Annotated in this window: 17 protein-coding genes, 1 pseudogene and 1 riboswitch; of the genes and pseudogenes, 10 read left to right on the forward strand and 8 right to left on the reverse strand. The window is 66.0% G+C overall.

From position 1 onward, the window contains the following. Positions 1 to 268 precede the first annotated feature (268 nt). Positions 269 to 1,183, forward strand: a pseudogene (locus BMY25_RS17585) (DUF72 domain-containing protein). Here BMY25_RS17585 and thiE read toward each other — a convergent pair. The 4 genes from thiE to BMY25_RS17605 form a co-directional block, all read right to left on the reverse strand. Continuing rightward, positions 1,141 to 1,806, reverse strand: coding sequence for a thiamine phosphate synthase (thiE, locus tag BMY25_RS17590; protein WP_092499028.1), 666 nt, complete (start codon positions 1,804 to 1,806; stop codon positions 1,141 to 1,143). The pseudogene BMY25_RS17585 and the gene thiE overlap by 43 nt on opposite strands. Before the next feature lie 4 nt (positions 1,807 to 1,810). Beyond that, positions 1,811 to 2,602: a hydroxyethylthiazole kinase gene (thiM, locus tag BMY25_RS17595; RefSeq protein WP_092499030.1), complete on the reverse strand. Its 792-nt coding sequence runs from the start codon at positions 2,600 to 2,602 to the stop codon at positions 1,811 to 1,813. Then, a riboswitch (TPP riboswitch) is annotated at positions 2,590 to 2,689 on the reverse strand. (Overlaps the previous gene by 13 nt.) A 69-nt stretch (positions 2,690 to 2,758) precedes the next feature. After that, entirely contained in the window at positions 2,759 to 3,745 is a 987-nt protein-coding gene (locus BMY25_RS17600; protein WP_092499032.1) for an aldo/keto reductase, read from the reverse strand. A 176-nt stretch (positions 3,746 to 3,921) separates the two neighbouring features. Then, positions 3,922 to 6,279: an FUSC family protein gene (locus tag BMY25_RS17605; protein ID WP_092499035.1), complete on the reverse strand. Its 2,358-nt coding sequence runs from the start codon at positions 6,277 to 6,279 to the stop codon at positions 3,922 to 3,924. A gap of 209 nt (positions 6,280 to 6,488) precedes the next feature. Between BMY25_RS17605 and uvsE the strand changes: the two genes are divergently transcribed. The 6 genes from uvsE to BMY25_RS17635 all read left to right on the forward strand — a co-directional run bounded on the left by uvsE (position 6,489) and on the right by BMY25_RS17635 (position 13,367). Next, on the forward strand, positions 6,489 to 7,535 hold the full coding sequence (gene uvsE, locus BMY25_RS17610; RefSeq protein ID WP_092499038.1) for a UV DNA damage repair endonuclease UvsE: 1,047 nt from the start codon (positions 6,489 to 6,491) through the stop codon (positions 7,533 to 7,535). 73 nt (positions 7,536 to 7,608) lie between these two features. Beyond that, entirely contained in the window at positions 7,609 to 9,273 is a 1,665-nt protein-coding gene (locus BMY25_RS17615) for an alpha-amylase family protein (RefSeq protein WP_092499040.1), read from the forward strand. A 167-nt stretch (positions 9,274 to 9,440) separates the two neighbouring features. Then, a complete protein-coding gene (locus BMY25_RS17620) occupies positions 9,441 to 11,249 on the forward strand; it encodes an IlvD/Edd family dehydratase (RefSeq protein WP_238858402.1) in 1,809 nt (602 codons plus the stop codon). A gap of 114 nt (positions 11,250 to 11,363) precedes the next feature. Continuing rightward, a complete protein-coding gene (locus BMY25_RS17625; protein WP_238858403.1) occupies positions 11,364 to 12,047 on the forward strand; it encodes a GNAT family N-acetyltransferase in 684 nt (227 codons plus the stop codon). After that, positions 12,047 to 13,060, forward strand: coding sequence for a cation diffusion facilitator family transporter (locus tag BMY25_RS17630; protein ID WP_238858404.1), 1,014 nt, complete (start codon positions 12,047 to 12,049; stop codon positions 13,058 to 13,060). Before BMY25_RS17625 ends, BMY25_RS17630 begins: the two co-directional genes overlap by 1 nt. Continuing rightward, entirely contained in the window at positions 13,038 to 13,367 is a 330-nt protein-coding gene (locus BMY25_RS17635; RefSeq protein ID WP_092499055.1) for a hypothetical protein, read from the forward strand. Before BMY25_RS17630 ends, BMY25_RS17635 begins: the two co-directional genes overlap by 23 nt. Here the strand turns inward: BMY25_RS17635 and proA are convergent. From proA to BMY25_RS17655, 4 genes are all read right to left on the reverse strand, one after another. Beyond that, positions 13,297 to 18,144: an anti-phage protein ProA gene (gene proA, locus BMY25_RS17640; RefSeq protein ID WP_092499210.1), complete on the reverse strand. Its 4,848-nt coding sequence runs from the start codon at positions 18,142 to 18,144 to the stop codon at positions 13,297 to 13,299. The two genes, BMY25_RS17635 and proA, sit on opposite strands and share 71 nt — an antisense overlap. Before the next feature lie 107 nt (positions 18,145 to 18,251). Further along, on the reverse strand, positions 18,252 to 19,202 hold the full coding sequence (gene araH, locus BMY25_RS17645) for an L-arabinose ABC transporter permease AraH (protein WP_092499057.1): 951 nt from the start codon (positions 19,200 to 19,202) through the stop codon (positions 18,252 to 18,254). A gap of 9 nt (positions 19,203 to 19,211) precedes the next feature. Further along, on the reverse strand, positions 19,212 to 20,711 hold the full coding sequence (araG, locus tag BMY25_RS17650; protein ID WP_092499211.1) for an L-arabinose ABC transporter ATP-binding protein AraG: 1,500 nt from the start codon (positions 20,709 to 20,711) through the stop codon (positions 19,212 to 19,214). 67 nt (positions 20,712 to 20,778) lie between these two features. Then, positions 20,779 to 21,762 (reverse strand): arabinose ABC transporter substrate-binding protein, encoded by a 984-nt coding sequence (locus BMY25_RS17655; protein WP_092499058.1) that lies wholly within the window; start codon positions 21,760 to 21,762, stop codon positions 20,779 to 20,781. 225 nt (positions 21,763 to 21,987) lie between these two features. Between BMY25_RS17655 and BMY25_RS17660 the strand changes: the two genes are divergently transcribed. The 3 genes from BMY25_RS17660 to BMY25_RS17670 are packed head-to-tail and all read left to right on the forward strand — an operon-like array spanning position 21,988 to position 24,307. Beyond that, the gene (locus BMY25_RS17660; protein ID WP_177176926.1) at positions 21,988 to 22,917 is read left to right on the forward strand and encodes a 2-dehydro-3-deoxygalactonokinase; all 930 of its coding nucleotides are present in this window, start codon (positions 21,988 to 21,990) and stop codon (positions 22,915 to 22,917) included. Then, positions 22,914 to 23,552, forward strand: a complete 639-nt coding sequence (locus tag BMY25_RS17665; protein ID WP_092499060.1) for a 2-dehydro-3-deoxy-6-phosphogalactonate aldolase — start codon at positions 22,914 to 22,916, stop codon at positions 23,550 to 23,552. Before BMY25_RS17660 ends, BMY25_RS17665 begins: the two co-directional genes overlap by 4 nt. After that, complete coding sequence (locus BMY25_RS17670) at positions 23,552 to 24,307, forward strand: FadR/GntR family transcriptional regulator (RefSeq protein WP_092499062.1); 756 nt, start codon at positions 23,552 to 23,554, stop codon at positions 24,305 to 24,307. The genes BMY25_RS17665 and BMY25_RS17670 overlap by 1 nt, the downstream gene beginning before the upstream one ends. Position 24,308: the final 1 nt, after the last annotated feature.

The following is a 24,308-nucleotide window of genomic DNA, read 5'->3' on the forward strand; positions in this document are numbered from 1 at the left end:
CATCTCAATCGAGAACAACCAGACCTCAGTGCCGCTAACCGCGCCCCGTCGTCCGGTGTGACGCTGATATAGACAGGGCAGCCGAGGGTGTCAACCGAGCCCCGAAACAGGTTTTTCGTCCTTGTGGATGATTTTCCGAAATCCCCAATTCTTCAATGTCTTAGCCTTGGGAAAACTTTCATAGACCGGAGACCGGCCGCTGGGCGTGTTTTCGGGAAGGAACCGACCTGGTTCTTCGGGGCTCATCCGGAGAGCGGATGGATTGCCTATGGGCGCGGCGGGATCAATTCGGATCGGGATATCGGGGTGGACTTACAAGCCCTGGCGCGGGGTCTTCTATCCCCCTGCCCTGCCGCAAAAGCGCGAGCTCGCTTTCGCGGCAGGGTCCTTCCCGAGCGTTGAAATCAACGGAGCCTTCTATTCCCTGCCGCGGCTGGAAAGCTTCAGGCGCTGACATGACGACACCCCGGACGGCTTCGTCTTCGCGGTGAAGGGTCCGCGCTTCATCACGCACGCCAAGAAGCTGCGGGACGTTGAAGTGCTCCTCGCCAACTTCCTGGCCTCTGGCCTTCTGCGCCTCGGGCCCAAGCTCGGTCCGATCCTGTGGCAGTTCCCGCCGAAACTCGGCTTCTCCAGAGAGCGTTTCGAAAGCTTCTTCCGGCTGCTGCCGCGAACGATGGCTGATGCCGCGAACGATGGCTGATGCCGCAGCACTTGCAACGCACCACGATCGTCGGCTGGAAGGACGAAGCTGGATCTCGACCGGGCAGGACGGCGTCTTGCGCCGCGCCGTCGAGGTACGCCATCCGAGCCTCGTCGCGCCGGAGTTCGTGGAGTTACTGCGCGCCGAGGGCATCGGGCTCGTGTGCGCGGCCACGGTTGCCTGGCCGCGGATGATGGATGTGACGGCGGGCTTCGTCTATTGCCGGCTGCACGGCGCCACCGAGCTCTACGCCAGCGGCTATGACGCGCCGGAAATCGACTTCTGGGCGGAGAAGATCGTGGGCTGAGCGCGCGGCGAGGATCCCGGCGGCGACGAGCGGGTGCACCCCCCCCTCCTCCGCGTGCTTCGGCGCGCGACGTCTACGTGTATTTCGACAACGACATGAAGGTTCGCGCGCCCTTCGACGCGCTCAGCCTTCAGAAGCGCGTAGCGGAACTGCTCGGCTCGGCCTCGACCTGAGCTTTGAAGGCACGCCGGATTTCGGCGGCGGCTTCAGCCGGGTCGTCGGCGCCGGCGATAGCGGAGACGATCGCAAGCCCGTTCGCGCCGGCCTGCCACAGCAGGGTGGCATTGCTGACGCCCACTCCGCCGATCGCCATGACCGGAACCCGGATCCGGGGCCGGATGGCGGCGAAGCCTTCCAGGCCCATCGGCAAGGCATGATCTTTCTTGCTTGCCGTCTCGAGCACCGGGCCGAGGCCGACGTAATCCACGAGGGCGGGATCGACCGTCCCGACTTGGGCGGCATTCTCCACCGATAATCCGAGGATGACGTCCGGCCCCAGCAGCCGGCGCACATTCTCCGGCTTCATGTCGCCCTGCCCGACATGAACGCCATCCGCGCCAAGCACCATCGCGACCTCGACGCGGTCGTTGATGAGCATGGGCACTCCGGCTTCCCGGGTGAGCGCGATCAGTCGCCGCGCCAGATCCTTCAGCGGTTCGGCCGGGGCGAGCTTCCAGCGGAGCTGCACACAGGTGACGCCGCCCGCGATCGCGGCCGAGACCACGTCGAGCACGTCGCGTCCCCGCGTATCGTCGGGCCCAAGGACGAGGCAGAGAGTTGGATCGAATGGCCGCATCCGCTCAATCCAGCCGGAGGCGGCTTTGCAGCGCCTGCCGGTCAAGCGCGTACAGCGTATCGTAAAGACGAAGCTGCAGCGTGCCGGGCCCGGGAGCGTTTTCTGCCGCGATTTCACCCGCCACGCCGAAGACCGCCAGCGCCGCCGTCGTCGCCAGCAGCGGATCGGGTTCGACCGCGAGGAACGCGCCGACCAGCGCGCTGGCGGAGCAGCCGAGACCCGTGACGCGGCCCATCATGGCGTCACCGTTGCGAAGTGCGTGAACATCACGACCGTCCGTGACGTAATCCGTCGCGCCCGTCACCGCGACGACGCCGCCAGTCACCGCGGCGATCCGGCGGGCAGCTTCGAGGCTCAGATCGGAGGAAACGGTGGAGTCGACGCCCCTGGTCGCCTCCGTCGCGGCATCGGCGAGCGCCAGGATCTCGGATGCGTTGCCGCGCACGACCGTGGGGCCGATCTCCACGAGTACGGCGGCGGTGGCGCTGCGGAAGGCCGTCGCGCCGACGCCGACGGGATCCAGCACCCAGGGCTTGCCAGCCGCTCCCGCTTTCAGCGCGGCCAGCCGCATGGCGGCGATCCAGTCGGAGGAGAGCGTGCCGATATTCACGACCAGCGCGCCGGAGATAGCGACGAAGTCCTCGACCTCTTCCGGTGCATGGGCCATCACCGGCGAGGCGCCGGCGGCCAGCAGCGCGTTCGCCGTGTTGTTCATCACCACGAAATTCGTGATGTTGTGCACCAGCGGCGCGGCCTCGCGGACGCGACGCAGGCAATTCCAGATATCGTCGATCACGGCAGTCCTTTCGCTGGCATTACCCAGATCAAGTCGCGGGTCTGATCTCAGCCCGCCGCGAACCGGCGAGCACCCCGTGCCATTCGAGCCACTAAGAACACGGCCATCCGCTGTCAATCAGGATTGAAAAGTGACAGCGGATGGCTTCGTCCCGGCTCAGATATCGACCGTCTTCATGCCGGCTTCGGGATAGCGTTCGCCGGCCGTGGCCCCCTTGGGGAAGGCCGCATCGATCGCCCGGAGGTCGGCCTCGGTCAGCTTCACCGCCGCCGCGCCGACATTCTCCTCCAGGTACTTCACATGCTTCGTGCCGGGGATAGGAACGATATCCTCGCCCTGCGCCAGCACCCAGGCGAGCGCCACCTGGCCGGGGGTCGCGCCCTTGTCGCGTGCGATCTCTTCCACCTTGGCGACCAGATCCAGATTGCGCCCGAAGTTTTCGCCGGAGAAACGGGGCGAGCCCCGGCGGAAATCGCCTTCCGGCAGATCCGCCTCGCTCTTGAAGCGGCCAGTCAGGAAACCGCGACCGAGCGGGCTGTAGGGCACGAAGCCGATGCCGAGCTCGCGAACCGTCGGCAGGATCTCGCCTTCGGGATCCCGGCTCCAGAGGGAATATTCAGTCTGCAGCGCCGCGATCGGATGCACGGCATGGGCCTTGCGGATCGTCGCGGGTGCGGCTTCGGAAAGGCCGAGAAAGCGGACCTTCCCCTCCTTCACGAGTTCCGCCATGGCGCCGATCGTGTCCTCGATCGGCGTCTGCGGGTCGACGCGGTGCTGATAATAGAGGTCGATGTGATCGATGCCGAGGCGCTTGAGGCTCGCCTCGCAGGCGCTCCTTACGTAGTCCGGCTTGCCGGAAATTCCGAGGCGCTCGCCGTTCGGACCACGGACATTGCCGAACTTGGTGGCGAGCACCACCTGGTCGCGCCGGTCCTTGAGGGCGCGGCCCACGAGTTCCTCGTTGCGGCCGACGCCATACATGTCGGCGGTATCGAGGAAGCTGACGCCGAGTTCCAGCGCCCGATGGATCGTGCGGACGGATTCCGCCTCATCGCCTTGCCCGTAGAATTCCGACATGCCCATGCAGCCGAGACCGAGGGCCGAAACGGCCAGCCCATTCTTGCCCAGAGTACGCTTGTCCATCTGGTTCTCCTGTGATGTGGGGGAGGGGTCGGGGACCCGAATTAGCAGAGAAAGCGACCGGTCGCGCACCAGGGGCATGGGCAGGAGGGAGGGGAAACCAGCTCATGCCCGGGCAGCGACCGGTCTGAGGTCAACATAACGTCGGGAGACTCCGCATCAAGTCCATGCGGAAAGGATCAGGCGGCTTTCCCCGCTTCTTGCGCCTCGGGCGTCGAGGCGACCGCAGGAATGCCCCCGACTTCGCCCAATCCGAGCGGCACGCGATGCCGCCGCAGCGCGACGGAAATGGCGCGCAGGCTGGCCGCCGCCCGCAGGCGTGCGATGCCTTGCTGGGCATCTCCCCCGGTCGCGCGCTCAAGTCGTCGCTCCGCGGCCCGGATGGAGCGGATCGCGCGTTCCGGCTCGCTCCCGAGGTGGCCCAATCGTTCCAGCGCCGTTTCCACCGCCAGCCGCTCGCGCGCGCCGAGCAGGTCTCTCGCCGCCAGCGTCCGGAGGCGGGCGATCTCCACGCCGACAGACAAGGCCGCAAGCAAGGCGGCAAGGTCCGCCTCCCCCTCCCCGGACGAAACGAGGCGGGCGGTGGACATCAGCCGCACGACCCGGTCCCCCATGCGGCTATGCCAGCGCGTGAGCCCGCCGTGCCACGCCCCTTTCGCGAGGAACTGCAGATCCTGAATGCTCGCCGTCTTCAGCCGGAGGCGGGCGGCGCGGGGATTGGGCGGCAGCACCACGGCGAAAACGACGGCCGCTGCCGCGATGCCGAGAAGCAGGGTCAGCGCGCCGTTGAAGAAGGTGGACGCATCGGCCCGGCCATCGTTGGTCGGGCTGACGAGATCGAGAATGAAGATCGTGAAAGACGACGCCGGAGCCGCCGTCGCGGGATTGCGCATCGCCAGCCCGCCGAGAACGAGGAAAGGCACGAAGACGACGACCAGCATGGGAAAGTCGGTGACCCTCGGCAGGACGGCGAAATTCAGGAAGATCGCGGCGAGCGCGGCAAAGGCGGTTCCCTTGAAGAAGTTCATGCTGCCGGACGACGGGTTGTCGCGCGTGGAAAAAAGCGCGCAGACCACCCCCACGATAGTGACGAGTCCCGAACCGGTGGACCACGCGGTCGCGATCCAGAACGCGCTTGCCAGACCGACGGCGGCCGTGGCGCGGACGGCGTTTCTCAGCACCACCGCGGGATCGGCATGAAAGGAGAATTGCACCCGATCAGGTGCCGGCCGCCCTTTCGCGAAGCCTTCGTAGCGGCTGACCGTTTCCAGTCCCGATGAGAGGATCGCTTCCAGCCGCTCCAGCAGGAAGCTTTCGTCCACGGCGATACCAATGTCATCCGACGCCTTGGCAGCGCCGCTGCCGTCCGACGCCTTGGCAGCGCCGCTGCCGTCCGACGCCTTGGCATTGGGTCTGCTATTGTCGCGCGCCATGCGCACCCGATGGAGAAGCCCGGCCATCTGGTCCCGCAGCGTTTCCGCCTCGCCTGACATCAGCCGGGCCGAAGCGTCGCGGAGAAAGAGAGCGACATCCGTGAAAAGCGGATCGAGGCGAGGCGGCACGGATCGGTCGGGGCGGGAACCGAGATACTCGCTGAGCGCCTGCGCCTCGGCCGCCTGCGCCAGTACGGCGCCCAGCGCCCCGCGCACATGGGCGAGGTGGCGGCGCACGGCGGTGGACTGGGCGGCGGCATATTCTGCGGCGGTCTCGATCGCCAGCGCGTCGGTAAAGAGCTTGCGCAGGGCGGCGGGAAAGCCGGCTTCGCCCGCCAGCGCCGCACGGCTCGCCGCCGCGGAGTCCGCCACAGTCCGCCGCAGCCGGGCCATGAGGGCGGTGGCGGGATCGCCGGTTGCGAAGATCGTGCCGAGTACCGCCTCGCACAGGATGCCGAGCAGGATATAGGTTGTTCTCGACACCGCGATATCGAAGACCTGATCGGGCGCCGATATGGAGTCGAGCGCGATGATCGCCGCCGTATAGCCCGCCAGCACGGCGCCGTAGGAGCGGAAGTTCCGAAGCCGGGTGGAGATTGCAGTGCAGAGGCCGATCCACAGCGCGAGAATGCCAAGGAAAAGCTCGCCGGACTGGCTGAACCGGGCCGTCAACGCCACGGCGACGACGCAGCCGATCAACGTGCCGAGCGCCCGGTAGAGGCCCTTCGAAAGCGACATGCCACGCTGGGGCTGGGCTACGACCCACACCGTCATCGCCGCCCATTTCGGGTCATCCATCCCGATCAGGAAGGCGATGTAGAGGGCGATCAGCGAGGCCGCCGTGTTGCGGAGCGCGAAGGCCAGAGCGGACCTGGACGGGGTCAGGAAGGGGGCAAGCGCCTTGGGCACAAGCGAGAAAGGCTCGTTTGCCCGGGCCGCCGTCGCGGGTTTGGAAGCGGGCGGGCTCTCCGGGCCGGCTGGCCGTGCCTCTGCTTCGACAGGCTTCGGCGGAATGCCGGCGTCACCCTTTTCCGTCGCGGGCGCGACGGTAAGACCGCCGGCCCCCTGCTCCTGTAATCGCTCCGCTGCGGCGGCTACCGGCATGATAGTTCTCGGAATTCGTGACGTTCAACGCGCGGCCGCGGGAATGGCTGCGGCGAGCGGGCGACCGCCCGCCCATCGGCCCGGAGACAGCCATATAATTATTATAAGGCGACCGAACAATCGCCGATGGATCGCTGCGAGGGAACTGCGACGATGCGCGGCGGTTCGAAGCTCCATGCTTGGTTTCCTGTCGAAAGATCGCGTCGGACATGTCTGAAAAACCGTTGAGGCTGGGCTTTCCCGTCAAGGTGATGGGAAACCCGGACCTGAAGAGCAACGACACCCGTCGCTCCGACAAGAATCCGCATCTCAAGGTCTCGCTGGAATATCTCGACGCGATTTTCGATCACCTCGCGAAGCACCGGATCAGCATGTACCGGATGGCCTCCGACCTCGCGCCCTACGCGACGCATCCGGACATGCCGCAGTTTCACGACATGGTGCGGGAAGCCGACAGCGAACTTCGCGCCGCCGGGCGCAAGGCGCGCGAGCTGGATCTCCGCCTTTCCTTCCACCCCTCCCAATATATCGTGATGAACAGTCCCGATCCGAAGCTCGTGGCCAAGAGCGTCTGGGATCTCGCCTCGCAAGCCGAGATGCTGGACCGGATGGAACTCGGCCCCGAGGCCGTGCTCGTCATCCATGTCGGCGGCACCTATGGCGACCGGCCGGCGAGCCTCGCCCGCTGGGTGGAAACGTGGAAAACCCTGCCCGAGCACGTGCAGCGGCGGCTGGTGCTGGAGCACGACGATATCAGGTTTTCCGCCGCCGACGTGCTCTGGGTCCACGAGCATACCGGCGTGCGGCTGATCTTCGATCACCAGCATTTCTGGTGCCTGAACCCCGAGCGTCTCGACATGCACGATGCGCTGCGGCGCATCCTGGCCACATGGCCGGACGGCGTGCGGCCGAAGATCCACTTTTCCTCGCCGCGCACGGAACTGCGCGAGCTCAAGCGTAAGAACCGCAAGACCGGCAAGGCGGAAACCGCCTATGTCGCGCCGGTCTGGACCGGCCACGCGGATTTCGTCCACCCGTTCGAATTCGTCGGCTTCATGCGCTCCGTGCCGGACCTCGAGTTCGACGTGATGCTGGAAAGCAAGGCCAAGGACCTGGCGCTGATCCGCCTGCGCCCCGACCTTCTCCGCTTCGACGAGACGGTCGCGCGCCGCTTCGGCCTCGAACCCCCGGAAGAGGCGTCGCTGGAGGCGGAAGAAGACGCGCTGATGGAAGAGGTGCCCGACCGGGGCGCCTGACCGCCTGACGTTTCCGGCTGGCGAAGCCGGTGCCCTGCACTAGTTAGCCAAGTGAACATCCTGGAAGGCCCGCATGATCAACGACCTCTGGTACAAGAACGCCGTCTTCTACTGCCTGAATGTCGGCACGTTCCTCGACACCAATGGCGACGGCACCGGTGACTTCCAGGGTCTCATGCGCCGCCTCGATTATCTCCACGGCATAGGCGTGGATGCGGTCTGGCTGATGCCGTTCCAGACCTCGCCGCAGCGCGACGACGGCTATGACGTGGCCGATTACTACAATGTCGACCCCCGTTACGGCACGCTGGGCGACTTCGTGGAATTCACCCACGCCGCCCACTCGCGCGGCATGCGGGTGATCATCGACCTCGTGGTCAACCATACCTCCGACCAGCATCCATGGTTCAAGGACGCGCGATCCAGCCCGGATTCGCCGTACCGCGACTGGTATGTCTGGTCCAAGACCAAGCCGGCCAATGCCGACCAGGGCATGGTCTTCCCCGGCGTGCAGGACACGACCTGGACCTATGACGAGCAGGCGAAGGAATATTACTTCCACCGCTTCTACGACTTCCAGCCGGACCTCAACACAGCCAATCCGAAGGTTCAGGCCGAGATCCTGAAGATCATGGGCTTCTGGATTCAGCTCGGCGTCTCCGGTTTCCGCATGGACGCGGTGCCCTTCGTCATCGCCACGAAGGGGGCAGACGTCACCAAGCCCGTGGAGCAGTTCGACATGCTCCGCATGTTCCGCGAGTTTCTGCAATGGCGGAAGGGCGATTCCATCATCCTCGCCGAGGCTAACGTCCTGCCGGACACGGATATGGATTATTTCGGCAGCGACGGCGACCGCATGCAGATGATGTTCAATTTCCAGGTGAACCAGCATCTCTTCTATGCGCTCGCCGCCTCGGACGGTCGTCCTCTCGCCAAGGCTCTGAGGCAGACGAAATCAAGACCGGAGACGGCGCAATGGGCCATATTCCTGCGCAATCACGACGAACTCGATCTCGGACGCCTGACCGACGAGCAGCGCGAGAAGGTCTTCGAGGAATTCGGCCCTGAAAAGGGCATGCAGCTTTACGATCGCGGCATCCGCCGGCGGCTCGCGCCGATGCTGGACGGCGACCGCCGCCGCATGGAGCTTGCCTACAGCCTGATGTTCACGCTGCCGGGAACTCCGGTGCTCCGCTATGGCGACGAGATCGCGATGGGCGACGACCTGTCGTTGCCGGAACGCAACTGCGCGCGCACGCCCATGCAATGGTCCAACGAGCCGCAGGGCGGCTTCACGCTGGGCTCAAAGCCGGTCTTGCCGGTGATTTCCGGCGGCCCGTACGGCTATGAGACGATAAATGTCGCCCACCAGCGCCGCGAGCCGGAATCGTTCCTGAACTGGATGGAGCGCATCATCCGCATGCGGAAGGAAGTGCCGGAGATCGGTGTCGGCGACTTCACCGTGCTGAACATGCGCGATCCATCGATCTTCGCCATTCGCTACGACTGGCGCAACAATTCCGCGCTGTTCATCCATAATCTGAGCGGCAGTCCGAAGGAGATCGTCTTCGAGGCGGGCGTGGAGGGCGAGGAAGGAAACGTACTCGTCGACGTTCTGGATTCGGGCCACAGCAAGGCGGACGACAAGGGCAAGCACCGTGTGGTCATCGAAGGCTACGGCTATCGCTGGTACCGGGTCGGCGGTTTGAACTACCTCCTGAAACGCACGGATATCTGAGCATCGGGGGCCGCCGAAAACCTCGATTTCGTTCTCGCCTTCAGCGCTGCGGACCGACCGGAAAAATTCCACCTCAATGCGCGGCGTCAATCATCTGATGAATTGATTTCCGGCCGGCTTTGGAGTCATGTCTCAGGCAACGAACGCAAAAATTGAGGAACGCGCCCATGGCATTCGACGGCAAGCACGGCACCATGCTGAAGCTCCGCTCGCAATTGTGGTTCGACAACCCCGACGACCGTGACATGACGGCGCTCTATATCGAGCGCTACATGAACTGGGGCATCAGCCGCGAGGAGCTGCAGTCCGGCAAGCCGATCATCGGCATCGCGCAGTCGGGTTCGGACCTTTCGCCTTGCAACCGGCAGCACATCATCCTGGCCGAGCGCATCCGCGAGGGCATTCGCGAAGCCGGCGGCATCGCCTTCGAGTTCCCGGTCCACCCGATCCAGGAGACCGGCAAGCGGCCCGGCGCCGGTCTCGACCGCAACCTTGCCTATCTCGGACTGGTGGAAACCCTGTTCGGCTATCCGCTGGACGGCGTCGTGCTGACGACCGGCTGCGACAAGACCACGCCGTCGCAGCTGATGGCCGCCGCCACCGTCAACATCCCGGCCATTGCGCTCTCCGTCGGCCCGATGCTGAACGGCTGGTACAAGGGCATGCGCACCGGCTCCGGCACCATCAAGTGGGCGGCCAAGAAGCTGAAGACCACCGGCGAGATCACCGAGGAACAGTATATCGACCTCGTGGCGTCGTCCGCTCCCTCCCCGGGCTTCTGCAACACCATGGGCACGGCCACGACCATGAACTCGCTGGCCGAGGCGCTGGGCATGATGCTGCCCGGCTCCGCCGTGATCCCCGCGCCGCACAAGGACCGTGCGGCCATGGCCTATTTCACGGGCAAGCGCATCGTGGAAATGGTGTGGGAGGACCTGAAGCCTTCCGACATCATGACGCGCGAGGCATTCGAGAACGCCATCGTGGTGAACTCCGCCATCGGCGGCTCCACCAACGCGCCGATCCACCTCAACGCCATTGCCCGCCATCTCGGTATCGAGCTCAATAACGACGACTGGGAGAAGATCGGCCACCACATTCCCCTGCTCGTCGACATGCAGCCGGCCGGCCGCTTCCTCGGCGAGGAATTCCACCGCGCCGGCGGCGTCCCGGCTGTCGTGGCGGAGCTGATGGCGCATGGCGAACTGCCGCATCCGCAGGCCCTGACGGTCAACGGCAAGAGCATGGGCGAGAACTGCGAAAGCAAGTTCGCCGAGGACCGCGAGGTCATCCGGACCTACGACGAGCCGATGCTGACCGAGGCGGGCTTCCTCAACATGAAGGGCAACCTCTTCGGGTCCGCCATCATGAAGACCAGCGTGATCTCCGCGCAGTTCCGCCAGCTCTTCCTCTCCAATCCCGAGGATCCCGAGGCGTTCGAGGGCAAGGCCTTCGTCTTCAACGGGCGCGAGGACTACCACAATCGCATCGACGATCCGTCGCTCGGCATCGACGAGCACACGATCCTGGTGATCCGCGGCGAGGGCATGATCGGCCATCCCGGCGCGGCGGAGGTGGTCAACATGGACCCGCCGAAGTACCTGCTGGAGAAGGGCATCAACGAGCTTCCCTGCATCGGCGACGGCCGGCAGTCCGGCACGTCCGGCTCGCCTTCCATCCTGAACGCCTCTCCCGAGGCGGCGGCCGGCGGCGGGCTCGCGTTGCTGAAGACGGGCGACCGCATCCGCGTCGACCTCAACAAGCGCAGCGTCGACGTGCTGATCTCCGACGAGGAACTGGCCTCCCGACGGGCCGAACTCGACGGCAAGATGCCGGATTACATTCCGGCTTCGCAAACGCCGTGGCAGGAGATCCAGCGCTCCATCGTCGGCCAGATGGACGAGGGCATGGTGCTGAAGCCGGCGGTCAAGTACCGCGACGTCGCGCACAAGTTCCGCCCGGCCGACAATCACTGAGCGCACCTGCGGCAGCCTGCTGCCGCTCCATGCGAAGCGAACGAAGCCCGGCTAATGCCGGGCTTCTCGGTTTCAGCCCACTCCATCCCGTCCTCGCATTGGCAAGGAATTCCCATGAGTCAGCCTGACCTCGTCCACTGGTCTTCCCGCCCGCTGCCCGATCTCTCGCCCATGCAGGGGCGCACCGTGCGCCTCGAAGCCCTCGATGGGGAACGCCACGGAGCCGATCTCTGGCAGGCGTTCGGACAGACAGCGAATGCGACCTTCTGGGATTATCTTCCCGAGGGGCCCTTTGCCGACGAAGAGAGCTTCCGGGCCGCCCTGCTCACAGTGGAGCGGCGGCCGGACTGGATCACCTTCGCCATCCTCGACGCGGCCTCCGGACGTGCGCTGGGATCTGCCAGCTACATGCGGATGGATCCGGCGAACGGCGTCGGCGAGGTCGGCTTCGTCACCTTCGGCGAAGGTCTCTCGCGCCGCTCGGGCGCTACGGAAGCCATGTACCTGATGGCGCGTCGGCTTTTCGACGAACTCGGCTATCGCCGCTACGAGTGGAAGTGCAACGCGCTGAACGAGCCCTCGAAGCGCGCGGCGGCCCGGCTCGGCTTCACCTACGAGGGCACGTTCCGCCAGCACATGGTCGTGAAAGGCCGCAATCGCGACACGGGGTGGTTCTCCATTCTCGACAGCGAGTGGCCCATCGTCCGCGCGGGCTTGGAACGCTGGCTGGATGCGGCTAACTTCGATGGAGAAGGACGGCAGGTACAAAGCCTGACCGAGTGCCGCGAGAACGTTTAATGGCGTCGGACAGTCACATGCATGCCGGGCACGACCACGATCATGCCGGTCACGATCACAGCGGGCATTCCCATGCCGGGCACTCCCATGATCACGGGCACAGCCACACGCCCGAGGTGGAATCCGGCAACAAGAACCGCGTCCTCCTGGCCGCCGCCTTCACCACGCTCTTCATGGTGGTGGAAGCATTGGGGGGCATATTCTCCGGCTCGCTGGCGCTGCTGGCCGATGCCGGCCACATGCTGACGGACGCGGTCGCCCTGAGCTTCGCCTACATCGCGTATCGCGCCAGCGAGCGGCCCGGCACGCGCCACATGACCTACGGCTTCGACCGGATGAAGATCCTCGTCGCCTACACCAACGGTCTGGCGATCCTCGCCATCGCGTTGTGGATCGTGGTGGAAGCGGTCCATCGCGTCCTCAGCCCGCAGCCGGTGCTGGGCGGCTCGATGATGGTGATCGCCGTCGTCGGCCTCATCGTGAATATCGGCTGCTTCGCGATCCTGCATGGCGGCGACCGCGAGTCGCTCAACATGCGCGGAGCCCTGCTGCATGTGATGGGCGACCTGCTGGGCTCGGTCGGCGCCATCCTTGCCGCGGGCATCATCCTGCTCACCGGCTGGACGCTGGCCGACCCGATCCTGTCGGTCGTCGTCTCCGTGATCCTCATCAGGAGCGCTTGGTCGCTCCTGAAAGAATCCGGCGTGATCCTGATGGAAGGCGCGCCCAGCGAGACGGACCGCGACGCGATCGAAGCCGATCTTTCCGCCCATGTCGGCGAGGCCGCCGACATCCACCACATGCATGTCTGGAGCCTCGACGACCGCCAGAAGATGGCGACCCTTCACGCGCGGATGAAAGAAGGCACGGGTCCCGACGCACTGACGATGGCCATCAAGAAGCGGCTCCGCGACTTCCACGGCATCAATCACGCCACCATCCAGGTGGAGGAGAGCCCGCTCTGCCTCGATGGCCGGGAACAGGACGGCCATGCTCACGAACACGCGGCCTGATCCCGTGGTTGATCCCGTGGTTGATCCCGCATCTGATACGGGGGCCGATCCTGAAGCCCGTCCCGGGGCCGATCCACGCACGAAGCCACGACCGCATGCCCTGAAGCGCTACGAACCCTTCATCGCCGCCGCGATCCTGATGCTGGTGATCTTCTTCGGCATGCTCTTCATGCCAAGGATCATGCTGGCGATCAGCGGCGCCGGTCCTTTCGTGGCGACCGGCGTCGCCGTCGCCTTCATGCTGATCCTGTTCGTGGCCCTGTGGCTTCGTTCGCTGCAGCAGCGCCGGAACGCGGCGCGGGACTGACCCCGACGGCAGGCTTCGGCCGCGCCCTGACGATACGGCCGCCACGTTCGGCCAGCATCTTTTCGGCAAGCAGGCTTTCAAGGCGCTGTTCCATGGCCGTGCGGAGGGGCGCGCTGGTCGCCCGGAAGCCCATCCGGCGGCCGGCCGCGATGGCGAGATCCTTGCGCGGCGCCCCGAAATTGCGGTCGATTTCGGCCATCAGCGCGGCATCCACTTCGGCGGGAGGTAGCATGTCCGGCTTGCGAAGCGATGGCGACCGCGTCGCGGAGCGGTCGCGCACGACGACGTCTTTGCCGGGCACGGCGTAAAACGGACCGCCTTCGATCCGGCCGTCGTCACACGCCTGTGCGAGCCCTGCCAGGACGGCCTCGCGGATGCGGCTACCGGCGCGGGCAAGGCCCCACGCGGTTCGCACACGCACGATGATCTCGTCGGAATGAACGGGACCTTCGATCTCCACGATGCCTGCGACCACGTCCGCCATCTCGGCAACCGAGAGTTCCGGCGGTTCGCGCTCGCGATCCACCGCGGGGGCTGCTTCCTCGTAGGGCGTCGGTGGCGGCTCCGGCTCGCGTTCCACGGCGGCGCTTTCGGTGGGAATGGCGGCGAACTCCTCGCCGTCGAACCCGTCGGCCGCTTGCCGCGCGCTCTCGCCGTCGCGCGTCCGCCAGGTTGTCACCGCCTGTTCGATGGCGGCTTCCACCTTCCTCAGCTCCTCCTCCGGGCGCAGATACCAGTCGGTGCTCCAGATGCGGTGGATCACCCAGCCATGTGCCTCCAGAACCTGCTGGCGAAGCCGGTCGCGATCGCGCGCGGAGCGGGAGGAATGATACTGCGCGCCGTCGCATTCGATACCGAGGAGGAAGCGGCCCGGCTTTTCCGCGTCAGCGATCGCAAGATCCACGAAGAAACCGGCGGAACCGATCTGCAACCGCACGTCGTGGCCACGGGCGCGCAGCCTTGAGGCGACCTCCTCCTCGAAGGGGGAGTCCGGGCCCCGCCCGCTTTCCTCGGTGCCGGCGAACTGGCCGCTCTCGGCGAAAGCGAGGAAGGTCTTCAGCGCCGCCACGCCGCGCGACTTCGTGCGCTCCAGGTCGATATCGTCGCCCTGCATGTTGGTGAACACCTCGCAGCGCAGCTTGGCGCGCGAGATCAGCACGTTGAGACGGCGCTCGCCCCCCTCCCCGTTCAGCGGACCGAAGCTCATGGACGCATAGCCCTGCGCATCCTTGCCGTAGCCGACGGAGATAAAGATCACGTCGCGCTCGTCACCCTGGATATTCTCCAGGTTCTTGACGAAGAACGGCTCGATCTTCGGCCCGAAGAAACTTTCCAGCTCCGGGTTCTCGCGACGCAGGAGTTCCAGCCGGTTCAGGATCGCCTCGCGCTGCGCGGTGGAGAAGGTCGCGACGCCCAGGCTCTCTTCGGGATGCTCGCGAGCGTGCCGGATCACCGCGGCCGCGACCGCATCCGCCTCGCGGGGATTGGTGCGCGAGCCGCCCCGCTCATAGGCGGTGTCGGGCAGATAGCGGAACTTCAGCCCGATGCCGGGCACCCCGTCATAGGGGCTCGGCACGATGAAGAGACGGTTCTCGTAGAACTCGCGATTGGAGACGGCGATCAGCGACTGGTGCTTCGACCGGTAGTGCCAGTTCAGCATCCGCGTCGGCGCGCCCTTGGCGAGGCAGAGATCGAGGATGCTTTCCGCATCGCGCGCGCGGAAGGTGTCCTCGTCGTCCTCGTCCGGCTCGTCGGCCTCGCTGGTGAGCTTGGCGAAGAAGCGCGTGGGAGGCAGCTGCTTCTCGTCGCCCACCACGACGATCTGATTGGCACGCGCGACGGCGCCCAGCGCATCCACCGGTTCGATCTGCGAGGCTTCGTCGATCACCAGCAGATCGAACGACACCGCTCCGGGCTTCAGGAACTGCGCCACGGAAAGCGGGCTCATCATGAAGACCGGCTTCAGCCGCTGGATGACCGGTCCGGCTTTTTCCAGCAATTGCCGGATCGGCAGATGCCTCTGCTTCTTGGCGAACTCGCCGGCGAGCACCGCCAGCGCCGAACCGGCCGATCCCGCCCCACGCGGCAGGTCGAAGCCGTGCCGGTGGGCGATCTCCTGCCGGGCCAGCGCGATGCGCCGACGGTCCAGTTCGGCGAACTGGGTGATCAACCGGTTCTGGCTGTCCCCGTCGAACCCTCGCAGGGCCGGATAGCGCGCGAAAAGGTGCCGGCGCATGGCGTCGTGGAACGCGGCATCGAAGGTCGGCAGCAGCGTCTTGTCGTCGAGGCCGCCGTCGAGCACCCCTTCCACGAAGCCACCGAGCCCGAGCGCGTCCGCCTTGCGGCCGCCTTCGAGGAAGGAGATCCAGCGGGAAAGCTGTTCCGGCGCGGCGAGCCAGCCGTCGATCCTCTCGGAGAGGTCCTGAGGAGCCACGTCCCCCAGGTTCGCCGCCCCGAAGGCACGGCCGAGATCGAGATCCAGCCGGTCGACGATAGCCCGGAACCCGGAGAGCAGATCCGGCAGCACGACGGTCAGGAGCGACTGCGCGGCCGCAACCGGGGCGATGTCCGCGAGCCTCGGGAAAGCGGACCAGAACTCGTCCGGCAGATTGCCGTTCGCCTCGCGCCAGGAAAGCACGGCCCGCAGCCGATCCCAGTCGGAGTTCTCTCCTTGCCAGAGCGGACCGAAGGCAGCCCCAAGCGACTGCTCCGTCTCGGATATGCGGCGGGCTTTCTGCGCCTCCATCATGCGGTCGAGAAGAGCGAGCTGCTCGGAAGCCGATTTCGGCGGCTCCTCGCGCAGGCAGGAGCGGAAGAGCCGCATCTGCGCCCGGTAGCCGCCATCCACGAAGCGGAAGAGACTGTCGCCCTTCAGCGCGATCGCCGTGCGGATCGGCAGGAGGTCCATATCCCACGCCGCCGGAACGAAGACGGCTTCCAGCGCGGCCTTGATGCCGCTGACCTGCCGCCCCGCCGCAACCAGCGCGGCGAGCTTGCCGCGCTCGCCCTGCCAGGCCGGATGCGCCAGGATCGCCCGCTCGCTTTCCGGGAAGGTAACGGCCGCGTCGAGCACGCGCAGCGAATGGACGAGGGTGTCGAGGGTGCCCGGCTCCGGAATGCCGAGGGCCGGCATGATGGCGGCTGCGACGCGCGCCTCCTCCAGATGCCGCCGGAGCTTGCCGATCCTGTCCTGTATTTCCGACACCTCGGCGGGATCGAGCGGGCCGGAGCGCACGCCACGCCAGACATGCTGGGCAGGACTGCCGACAGTTCGGATGCGAGCGACGAGTTCGTCCAGGGCGTCGCGTCGCGCCTGTCGTTGTGCCGGCGTCCAGCTGGCTGCCGGCTGCAAGGGATACCCGGGCAAGCCGGGCCCGTCCTGCAGCCGGATCAATTCGCCAAAAATCTGGTAGGGCGTGAGGCGCGAGGGCTCCAGCGGCGTATGCAGCAGTTCTGCGTGCGCGTTCAGGGTGTCGCGAGCGGCGGTCAGGCGCTCAAGCGTCGTGTCGTCGCCGTCGAGCCGGCCGGGGTCGATGTCGCGGGTACGCTTGAGTTCGTCCAGCAGCGTGCGCTTGGTCGCCTTGTGCGAATGCAGCTCCAGTGCCAGCGCGCCGAGGCCCACGGAGCGCAGCCGGCGATGCACGACGTCCAGCGCCGCCATCTTCTCCGCCACGAAGAGCACGGTTTTTCCCCGCGCCGCCGCTGCCGCGATGATATTGGCGATGGTCTGCGACTTGCCGGTGCCGGGCGGTCCCTTGACGACCAGCGTGCGGCCCCGCGCCGCTTCCTCGATCACCACGGCCTGCGAACTGTCGGCATCCAGAACATGCTGCATGGCGACCGGCGGGATGACGGCATCGATCCGCGCCTCGTCGCCCGGGATCAGCGGTTCGCTGGCGGGGAAACCGTCCCGCAGAAGCGCGCGGACCATCAGGTGATCGTCGATCGCCAGCCCGTCCGGCCAGTTTTCCGGATCGAGATCGCGGTACATCAGGAATTTGGCGAAGGAGAAGAAGCCGAGCACCATGGCATCCGGCAGCACGTCCCATTTCGGCTTGGACGCGACGGCCTGCGTCACGCCGGCGATATAGGCGGCGACGTCGAGTTCGTCCTCGTCGGCGAAATCTTCCAGCAGGATGCCGAATTCGTTGCGGAGCTTGGCCTGCAGCGTCAGGTTCGGCGAGGCCGGTTCCCCGCGCGTCTTCAGCTTGAATTTTTCGGCGGCCGTGGTGCGCTCCAGCTGCACCGGCAACAGCACCAAAGGCGCCTGACGCACGGTTTCGGAGCTGTCGCTCTCCGTCCAGCGAAGCAGGCCGAGCGCGAGGTAAAGGACGTTGACGCCCTGCTCCTCCTCAAGCGTGCGGGAATTGTACCAGATGTCGAGGAGCCGCTTCTGCAGCCCTTCGGAGCTGAGCCTGGTCTGCAGCTTGAGATCGGAGTGCCGCTTGAGGACGCCGCGCTCGTCGACCTCGTCCTCGCCCTTGTCGCCGTTCTCCGGCTGTGGCAGCGCCAGGTATTCGGCGCCCTCTTCGGCGAGCCCCTCGGCTTCGTCGGCTTCCGTCTCGGGCTCGTTGCCGGCGAGAAACGCGAACCTGCGCCCCTCGCCGAGCAGGCGATGCACCTCGGCGGTCTTCTCGCCGACGATCTCGATGGCGCGGTTGTTCTTCGTCCTGAGCGGGACGTTCAGCAGCCGGTTGCGCGTGGACAGGTCCAGCAGCGCCAATCGATCCCGCATCAGGCGGTCGCGCAGGGAGGCCGCTGCAGGAGCCTCGCTCATGGTGAAATCCTTCTCCGACATTGCCGGAGATTAGCCGAGCGGAGGGGCTAGGCAAACCCGTCCGTGCCGCGCCGTGGGGTAGTCAGGCGCGGCACGGGGATAAGTCTTCAGACGCGACGGCCGAGGGCGCGCGAGCGCAGGCTGTCGAGAAGCACGGCGAGCAGCAGGATCACGCCTCGAACGAGGTACTGGTAGAAGGCCTGGATATTGAGGAGGTTCATCGCGTTTTCCGCAATGCCCAGCACCAGCACGCCGACGATGACGCCCGACATGGTCGCCCGGCCACCCGCCAGCGACACGCCACCAAGCACACAGGCGGAGATGACGGAAAGCTCCAGGCCGATCGCCGAATTCGGCTGGCCCGAGGTGATGCGGGCGGAAAGCAGGATGCCGGCGACCGCACAGGCAAGGCCCTGCAGGGCGAAGCACCAGATGCGGGTCCAGTCGACGTTCACGCCGGCGAGGCGAGCCGCATCGGGATTACCGCCGATGGCCAGCGTATTGCGACCGAAAACGGTCCGGTTCAGCACGAAGCCAAAGATCAGGAAGAAGATCACCATCACGTAGATCGGCACGGGGATGGTGAAGAAGGAGCGCAGCGCGAGATCGAAGAAGTTCTCGTTATCGATGCCGACGGCGCGGCCGTCCGACGAAATCAGCGCAAGGCCGCGCACGATCTGCATGGTGGCGAGCGTGGCGATCAGGGCGTTGATCTTCAGCTTGGCGATGACGATGCCGTTGACCAGCCCGACGATCAGCCCCGCAACCAGCGCGGCTAGAATGCCGAGGATGACGCTGCCGGTCATGTTCGTCGCCATTACGGCCACCATGCCGGCGAAGGCCACGATGGACCCGACCGACAGGTCGACGTCACGCAGTGCGAGGCAGAGCATCATGGTGCAGGAGACCAGCGCGATCGTCACCACCGCCTGCAGCAGGCCGAGCATGTTGCGCTCGCTCAGGAAGTTCGGGACGAACACGGAGACCAGCACGAAGGCCACCACGAAGATGACGACCAGTCCCTGATCGCCGAGAAGAAGACGCTTCAAACGTTGCATAGATGCCTCTCAGGCCGCTTCGCGATCGGGCAGAGCCGCGGCAAGGATCGATTCCTCGGTGAATTCGGAGCGCTGGAACTCGGCGGAGATCCGGCCGCTCTGCATGACGATGACGCGGTCGCTGATGCCCATCACTTCCGGCAGTTCGCTGGAAACCACGACGATGGCCATGCCCTCTTCGGCCAGTCCGTAGAGGATCTCGTAGATCTCGGCCTTGGCGCCGACGTCGATGCCGCGCGTCGGCTCGTCGATGATCAGGACCTTGACGCCCTTTTCCGCCAACCAGCGCGACAGGATCACCTTCTGCTGGTTGCCGCCGGAAAGATTGACGATGTCCTGCCGCCGCGACGGGGTGCGTACGCGGAGCTTCTTGATGAACTCCTCCGCGATATCGGCCTCGCGACGCTTGTTCAGAACTCCGAAAGGGGAGAAATGGCGCCGCGTGGAAATCGCGACGTTCTCCTCCACGGAGCGCCCCTGCAGGATGCCGTCGGCCTTGCGATCCTCCGGGCAGAGCACCAGCCCGGCGCGGATGGAGCGGCGGGGATCGCTGGCCTGCACCTGCTGCCCGGCGATGCGGACCTCGCCGGAATGGCGGTTGTCGGCCCCGTAGACCAGACGCATCAGCTCGCTGCGGCCGGCGCCGACCAGCCCGAAGAAGCCGAGGATCTCGCCGGCACGCGCCTCGAAGCTGGCGGGCACGGGCAGCTTGGTGCCGGAAACGTTGGTGACGCTCAGGCGGGGCTCGCCCACGGTGCGGCCGCGCCAGCCCCAGATGTCCTGGATCTCGCGGCCCACCATTTCGCGAACGAGCTGGTGGCGCGTCAGGCCTTCCATCGTCTCGTGATGGACGATGAGCTTGCCGTCGCGCAGCACCACGCAGCTGTCGCAAAGGCGGAAGATCTCGTCCAGCCTGTGCGAGACGTAGAGGATGACCTTGCCTTCCCGACGGAAGCGGTCGACCAGGCGGAACAGCACCTCGCTCTCGGTGGAGGACAGCGACGAGGTCGGCTCGTCCAGCGCGATGACCTTGGCGTCGAAGACGGCGGCCTTGGCGATTTCCACCATCTGGCGCGTGCCGATGGAGAGATCGATGATCTTGCTGCGCGGATCGACGTCGATGCCGACATCGTTCAGGATCGCGCGCACACGGGAAAAGAGATTGCCGAACTCCACCACGCCGGCGCGCGAGGGAAAGCGGCCCAGCATGAGGTTTTCGGCGACGGTCAGCTCGGGAACGAGCTGCAGCTCCTGGTGAACGACCGAGATGCCGGCCAGGATGGAATCGCGCGTGGCGGTGAAATGTTGCGGTTCGCCGGCAAGGACGACCTCGCCGGAATCCGGCACGATGTCGCCGCCCAGCGTCTTGATCAGCGTCGACTTGCCCGCGCCGTTTTCGCCGAGCAATCCGATCACGCTGCCGGCCGGCACCGCGAAGCTGACATCCGTGAGCGCTTTGACGCCGGGATAGGTCTTGGTGATGTTGCGGAATTCAAGGAAGGCGGCCATGCGCGTGCGCTTGCCTTTCAATAAGGAACGGGCGCGGCGAAACCGCCGCGCCCGTCGAAGGAAAGGATTATTCCAGGCCGAGCTGCTGGCGAACCTGATGATAAGTGTCGCGCGTGGCGAGCTGGCCGGAGGTCAGGGTCAGCATCGGCGGCTCCTTGTCGTTGGCCACCCAGTTGAACATGTTGACCGAGGTCTCGTAGCCATGACGCTTCGGCGAAATGATCACCGAGCCGTAGAAGCCGGTCGGGCTGCCCTTCTTGAACTCGTTGATGGCGGAGTCCGAACCGCCGATGCCGACGGCGATCATGCTGTCGGCATTGATGCCGACCGTCTCGGCCGCGCGGACGGCGCCGAGGGCGGCTTCGTCGTTGAGGCCGAAGGCGACCCACTTCTTGATGCTGGCATTCTTGTTGAGCACCGTGGTCGAGGCGTTCAACGCCGCTTCCGTGTCGGTCTTGGCCTGCGGCGCGTCGAAGATGTGGTCCTTCGGGAAGCCGGCTTCGGTCAGCACCTTGATCGCGCCGTCGACGCGGTCCTTGGCGGTCGGAAGCTGGTCGTAGGAGACGCGGATCGCGCCGACATCGGCCATGTTCCAGCCGCGCGCCTTGATCTGGTCGACGATGGCGTGACCGACATCCTCACCGATCTTGGAAGCGGAGATGCCCATATGCGGGACACTCTCGATCGGCTCGCCCTTGGAGTTCACCAGGCGGTCGTCGACGGTCATCAGCTTGAGCTGGTCGGCCTTGGCGCGAGCGACGAGGCCCGGCCCGAGCTTCACGTCGGGCGTGCAGATAATCACGCCCTGTGCGCCCTGCGCGCCGAGGTTGTCGAGGGCCGCGAGCGCCTTCTCGCCGTCTTCCGCGCCGATCTTGACGAGCGTGAAGCCCTTTTCCTTGGCGGCCACGTCGGCAAAGCGCCACTCGTCCTGGAACCACGGCTCCTCGGGTTGCTTCACGACGAAGCCGATCTTGGTTTCAGCGGCCGAACCGTTCGACACCGCGACAACGGCAAGCGCGCCTGCCAGAAGCAGGTTCTTGAACAAACTCATGAATTCCTCCCTCAGACCGCCAGCCGACGGCCTCAGTCCGGGATCGGCTTCTACCGATCTTGGCGCAGACCATAATTCTGCTAAATCGTATTCGTCAAACGCTTTCATCAGATCTAAAATCGTGCTTCACAAGCTCCACGGGAGGAAGTCGGCCGGCATGCGTTTATTGCGACGCAACAAATCCTCCAAACACTTTTGTGCAGCGCAACAAGAAGAAGGTGCGGCGTGACAAATACCAGCCTGATCGCAGTAGACTGGGGCACCACCAGCCTGCGAGCCTGGAGATTATCTGTCTCCGGCGAGATTCTCGACCGGAAGCGCGGTCATCTCGGCATTCTGCAGGTGGAAGGCGGGGACTTCCCCCGCGCGCTGGAAGAGACGCTGGGCGACTGGATGCGCGAGGCGCCCGAGGCGCCGGTGCTGATGTCCGGCATGATCGGCTCGCGGCAGGGCTGGGCGGAAGCCGCCTATGCGGAATGCCCGGCGGGGCTGGCCGATGTGGCGCGGCAGATCCTGACCGTGCCTGGCCATCCGCGCGTGCGCATCGTCCCCGGCCTGTCCTTCCGCCCGGCGGGCGCCGCTCCCGACGTGATGCGCGGCGAGGAAACGCAGATCTTCGGTCTCGGCATCGAGGACGGGCTGGCCATCCTGCCCGGCACGCATTCCAAGTGGTGCCGCCTGATCGACGATCGCGTGGAATGGTTCGCGACCTTCATGACCGGCGAAGTCTATTCCGTCCTGAAGACGCACAGTATTCTCGGACGGCTGATGGAAGGAAACGGCGGCGCTCCCGGCCCGGGCTTCGGGGCAGGCCTGTCCTATGCGCTTTCCGACGGGGCGCCGGGCCTCCTGCAATCCCTGTTCTCCGCCCGCACGCGCGGGCTCTTCGGAGAGGTCGCGGCCGACGAACTGCCGGGCTACCTCTCCGGTCTTCTCATCGGCAACGAGGTTCGCGAAGGCCTCGCCGCCTTGCGCTCCGTCGGTCCTTCCCCCACCTCCGTGACACTGGTGGGCGCGGACGCGCTTGTCTCCTTCTATTCGGAAGCTTTCGCCGCCGCCGGCCTGCCCTGCAAGCTCGCCGGCGAGGACAGCGGCGCTTCCGGTCTTTATCGCATCGCCCGCGCGGCCGGGCTCATCCAGGAGCAGCAATCATGAACGAACGCCTGAGCGCAGCCATGTCGGTGCTGCCGCTGGTGGCCATCCTTCGCGGCCTCAAGCCGACCGAGGCGGAGGGTATCGCGGCGTCGCTGGTGGAAGCGGGCTTCTCCATCATCGAAGTCCCGATGAACTCGCCGGAGCCGCTGAAGAGCATCGAGATCATCCGCAAGTCCGTCCCCGCCGAGGTGGTCGTGGGCGCGGGCACGGTGCTGGAGCCGGCCTGGGTGGACGACATCGCCAATGCCGGCGGTGAGATCATCATCATGCCGCATGCCGATACGAAGGTGATCTCCACCGCGCACAACAAGGGCATGGCCTGCGTGCCCGGCGTTTCCACGCCGACGGAAGCCTTTGCCGCGCTGGCGGCGGGCGCCGATGCGCTGAAGGCATTCCCGGCCGAACTGATCCCCCCGGCCGGCATCAAGGCATGGCGTGCGATCCTGCCGAAAGGCACCGAGCTGCTGCCCGTCGGCGGCATCACGCCCGACAACATGACGCCCTATGTCGATGCCGGCGTCGCGGGCTTCGGCCTGGGTTCGGCGCTCTACAAGCCCGGCATGAACGCGGCCGACGTGGCCCGCACCGCCGGCGCCTTCGTCGCGTCCTGGCGCTCGCTGAAGAACGCCGCCTGATGAGCGACCTCGCCGTGACGGACTCCATCCCGCCCCGGCGCAAGCCGCGCGTCAAGCGCGAGGTGACCATGGCCCTGGCGCGGCGCATCCTGGCGGGCGAGATCCAGCCCGGCGAGAACCTGCCGCGCGAGGCCGAGCTCTGCTCCGAATACGGCGTCAGCCGCACCGTCATCCGCGAAGCGACCAAGGTGCTGGAGGCCAAGGGCCTGCTCCGCAGTCGCTCCCGCGCTGGCACGCTGGTGCTGGACGCGGGCGACTGGAACATGCTGGACCCGGATCTCCTGAGCTGGGCCGGGCCGGGCTTCCACAATCCGCGCTTCGTGGAATCGTTGATGGAAGCGCGTCACATCATCGAGCCGGCGGGGGCGGAGCTCGCCGCGCAGCGCGCCACCGCGCAGGATCTCGCGGATCTCGAAAACGCCTACGATCGCATGGCTCGCTCGCTTCCGCACGATATCGAGGCCTGCTCGCTGGCCGATCTCGATTTCCATACGGCGCTGCTGACGGCGAGCCATAATCAGGTGCTCGTCCGCCTGGCCGTCGTGATCGAGGCTTCCATGCGCGCGCTCTTCGAGATCACCAACAGCGTCGGCTCCTCCCACGAGGAAGCGCTGCATCACCATGCGGAGATCGTGGAGGCGGTTCGCCTGCGCCAGCCCGCCGCGGCGCGCGCTGCCATTTCCGCCATCCTGTCGTCGGCAAGCGTAGACCTGAAGCTGAGCCGCGACTCGGGCGGCCACGCCTCCGGCGACTGAC

The sequence above is a fragment of the Faunimonas pinastri genome, assembly GCF_900110915.1.
GTDB classification, from domain to species: Bacteria; Pseudomonadota; Alphaproteobacteria; order Rhizobiales; family Afifellaceae; genus Faunimonas; species Faunimonas pinastri.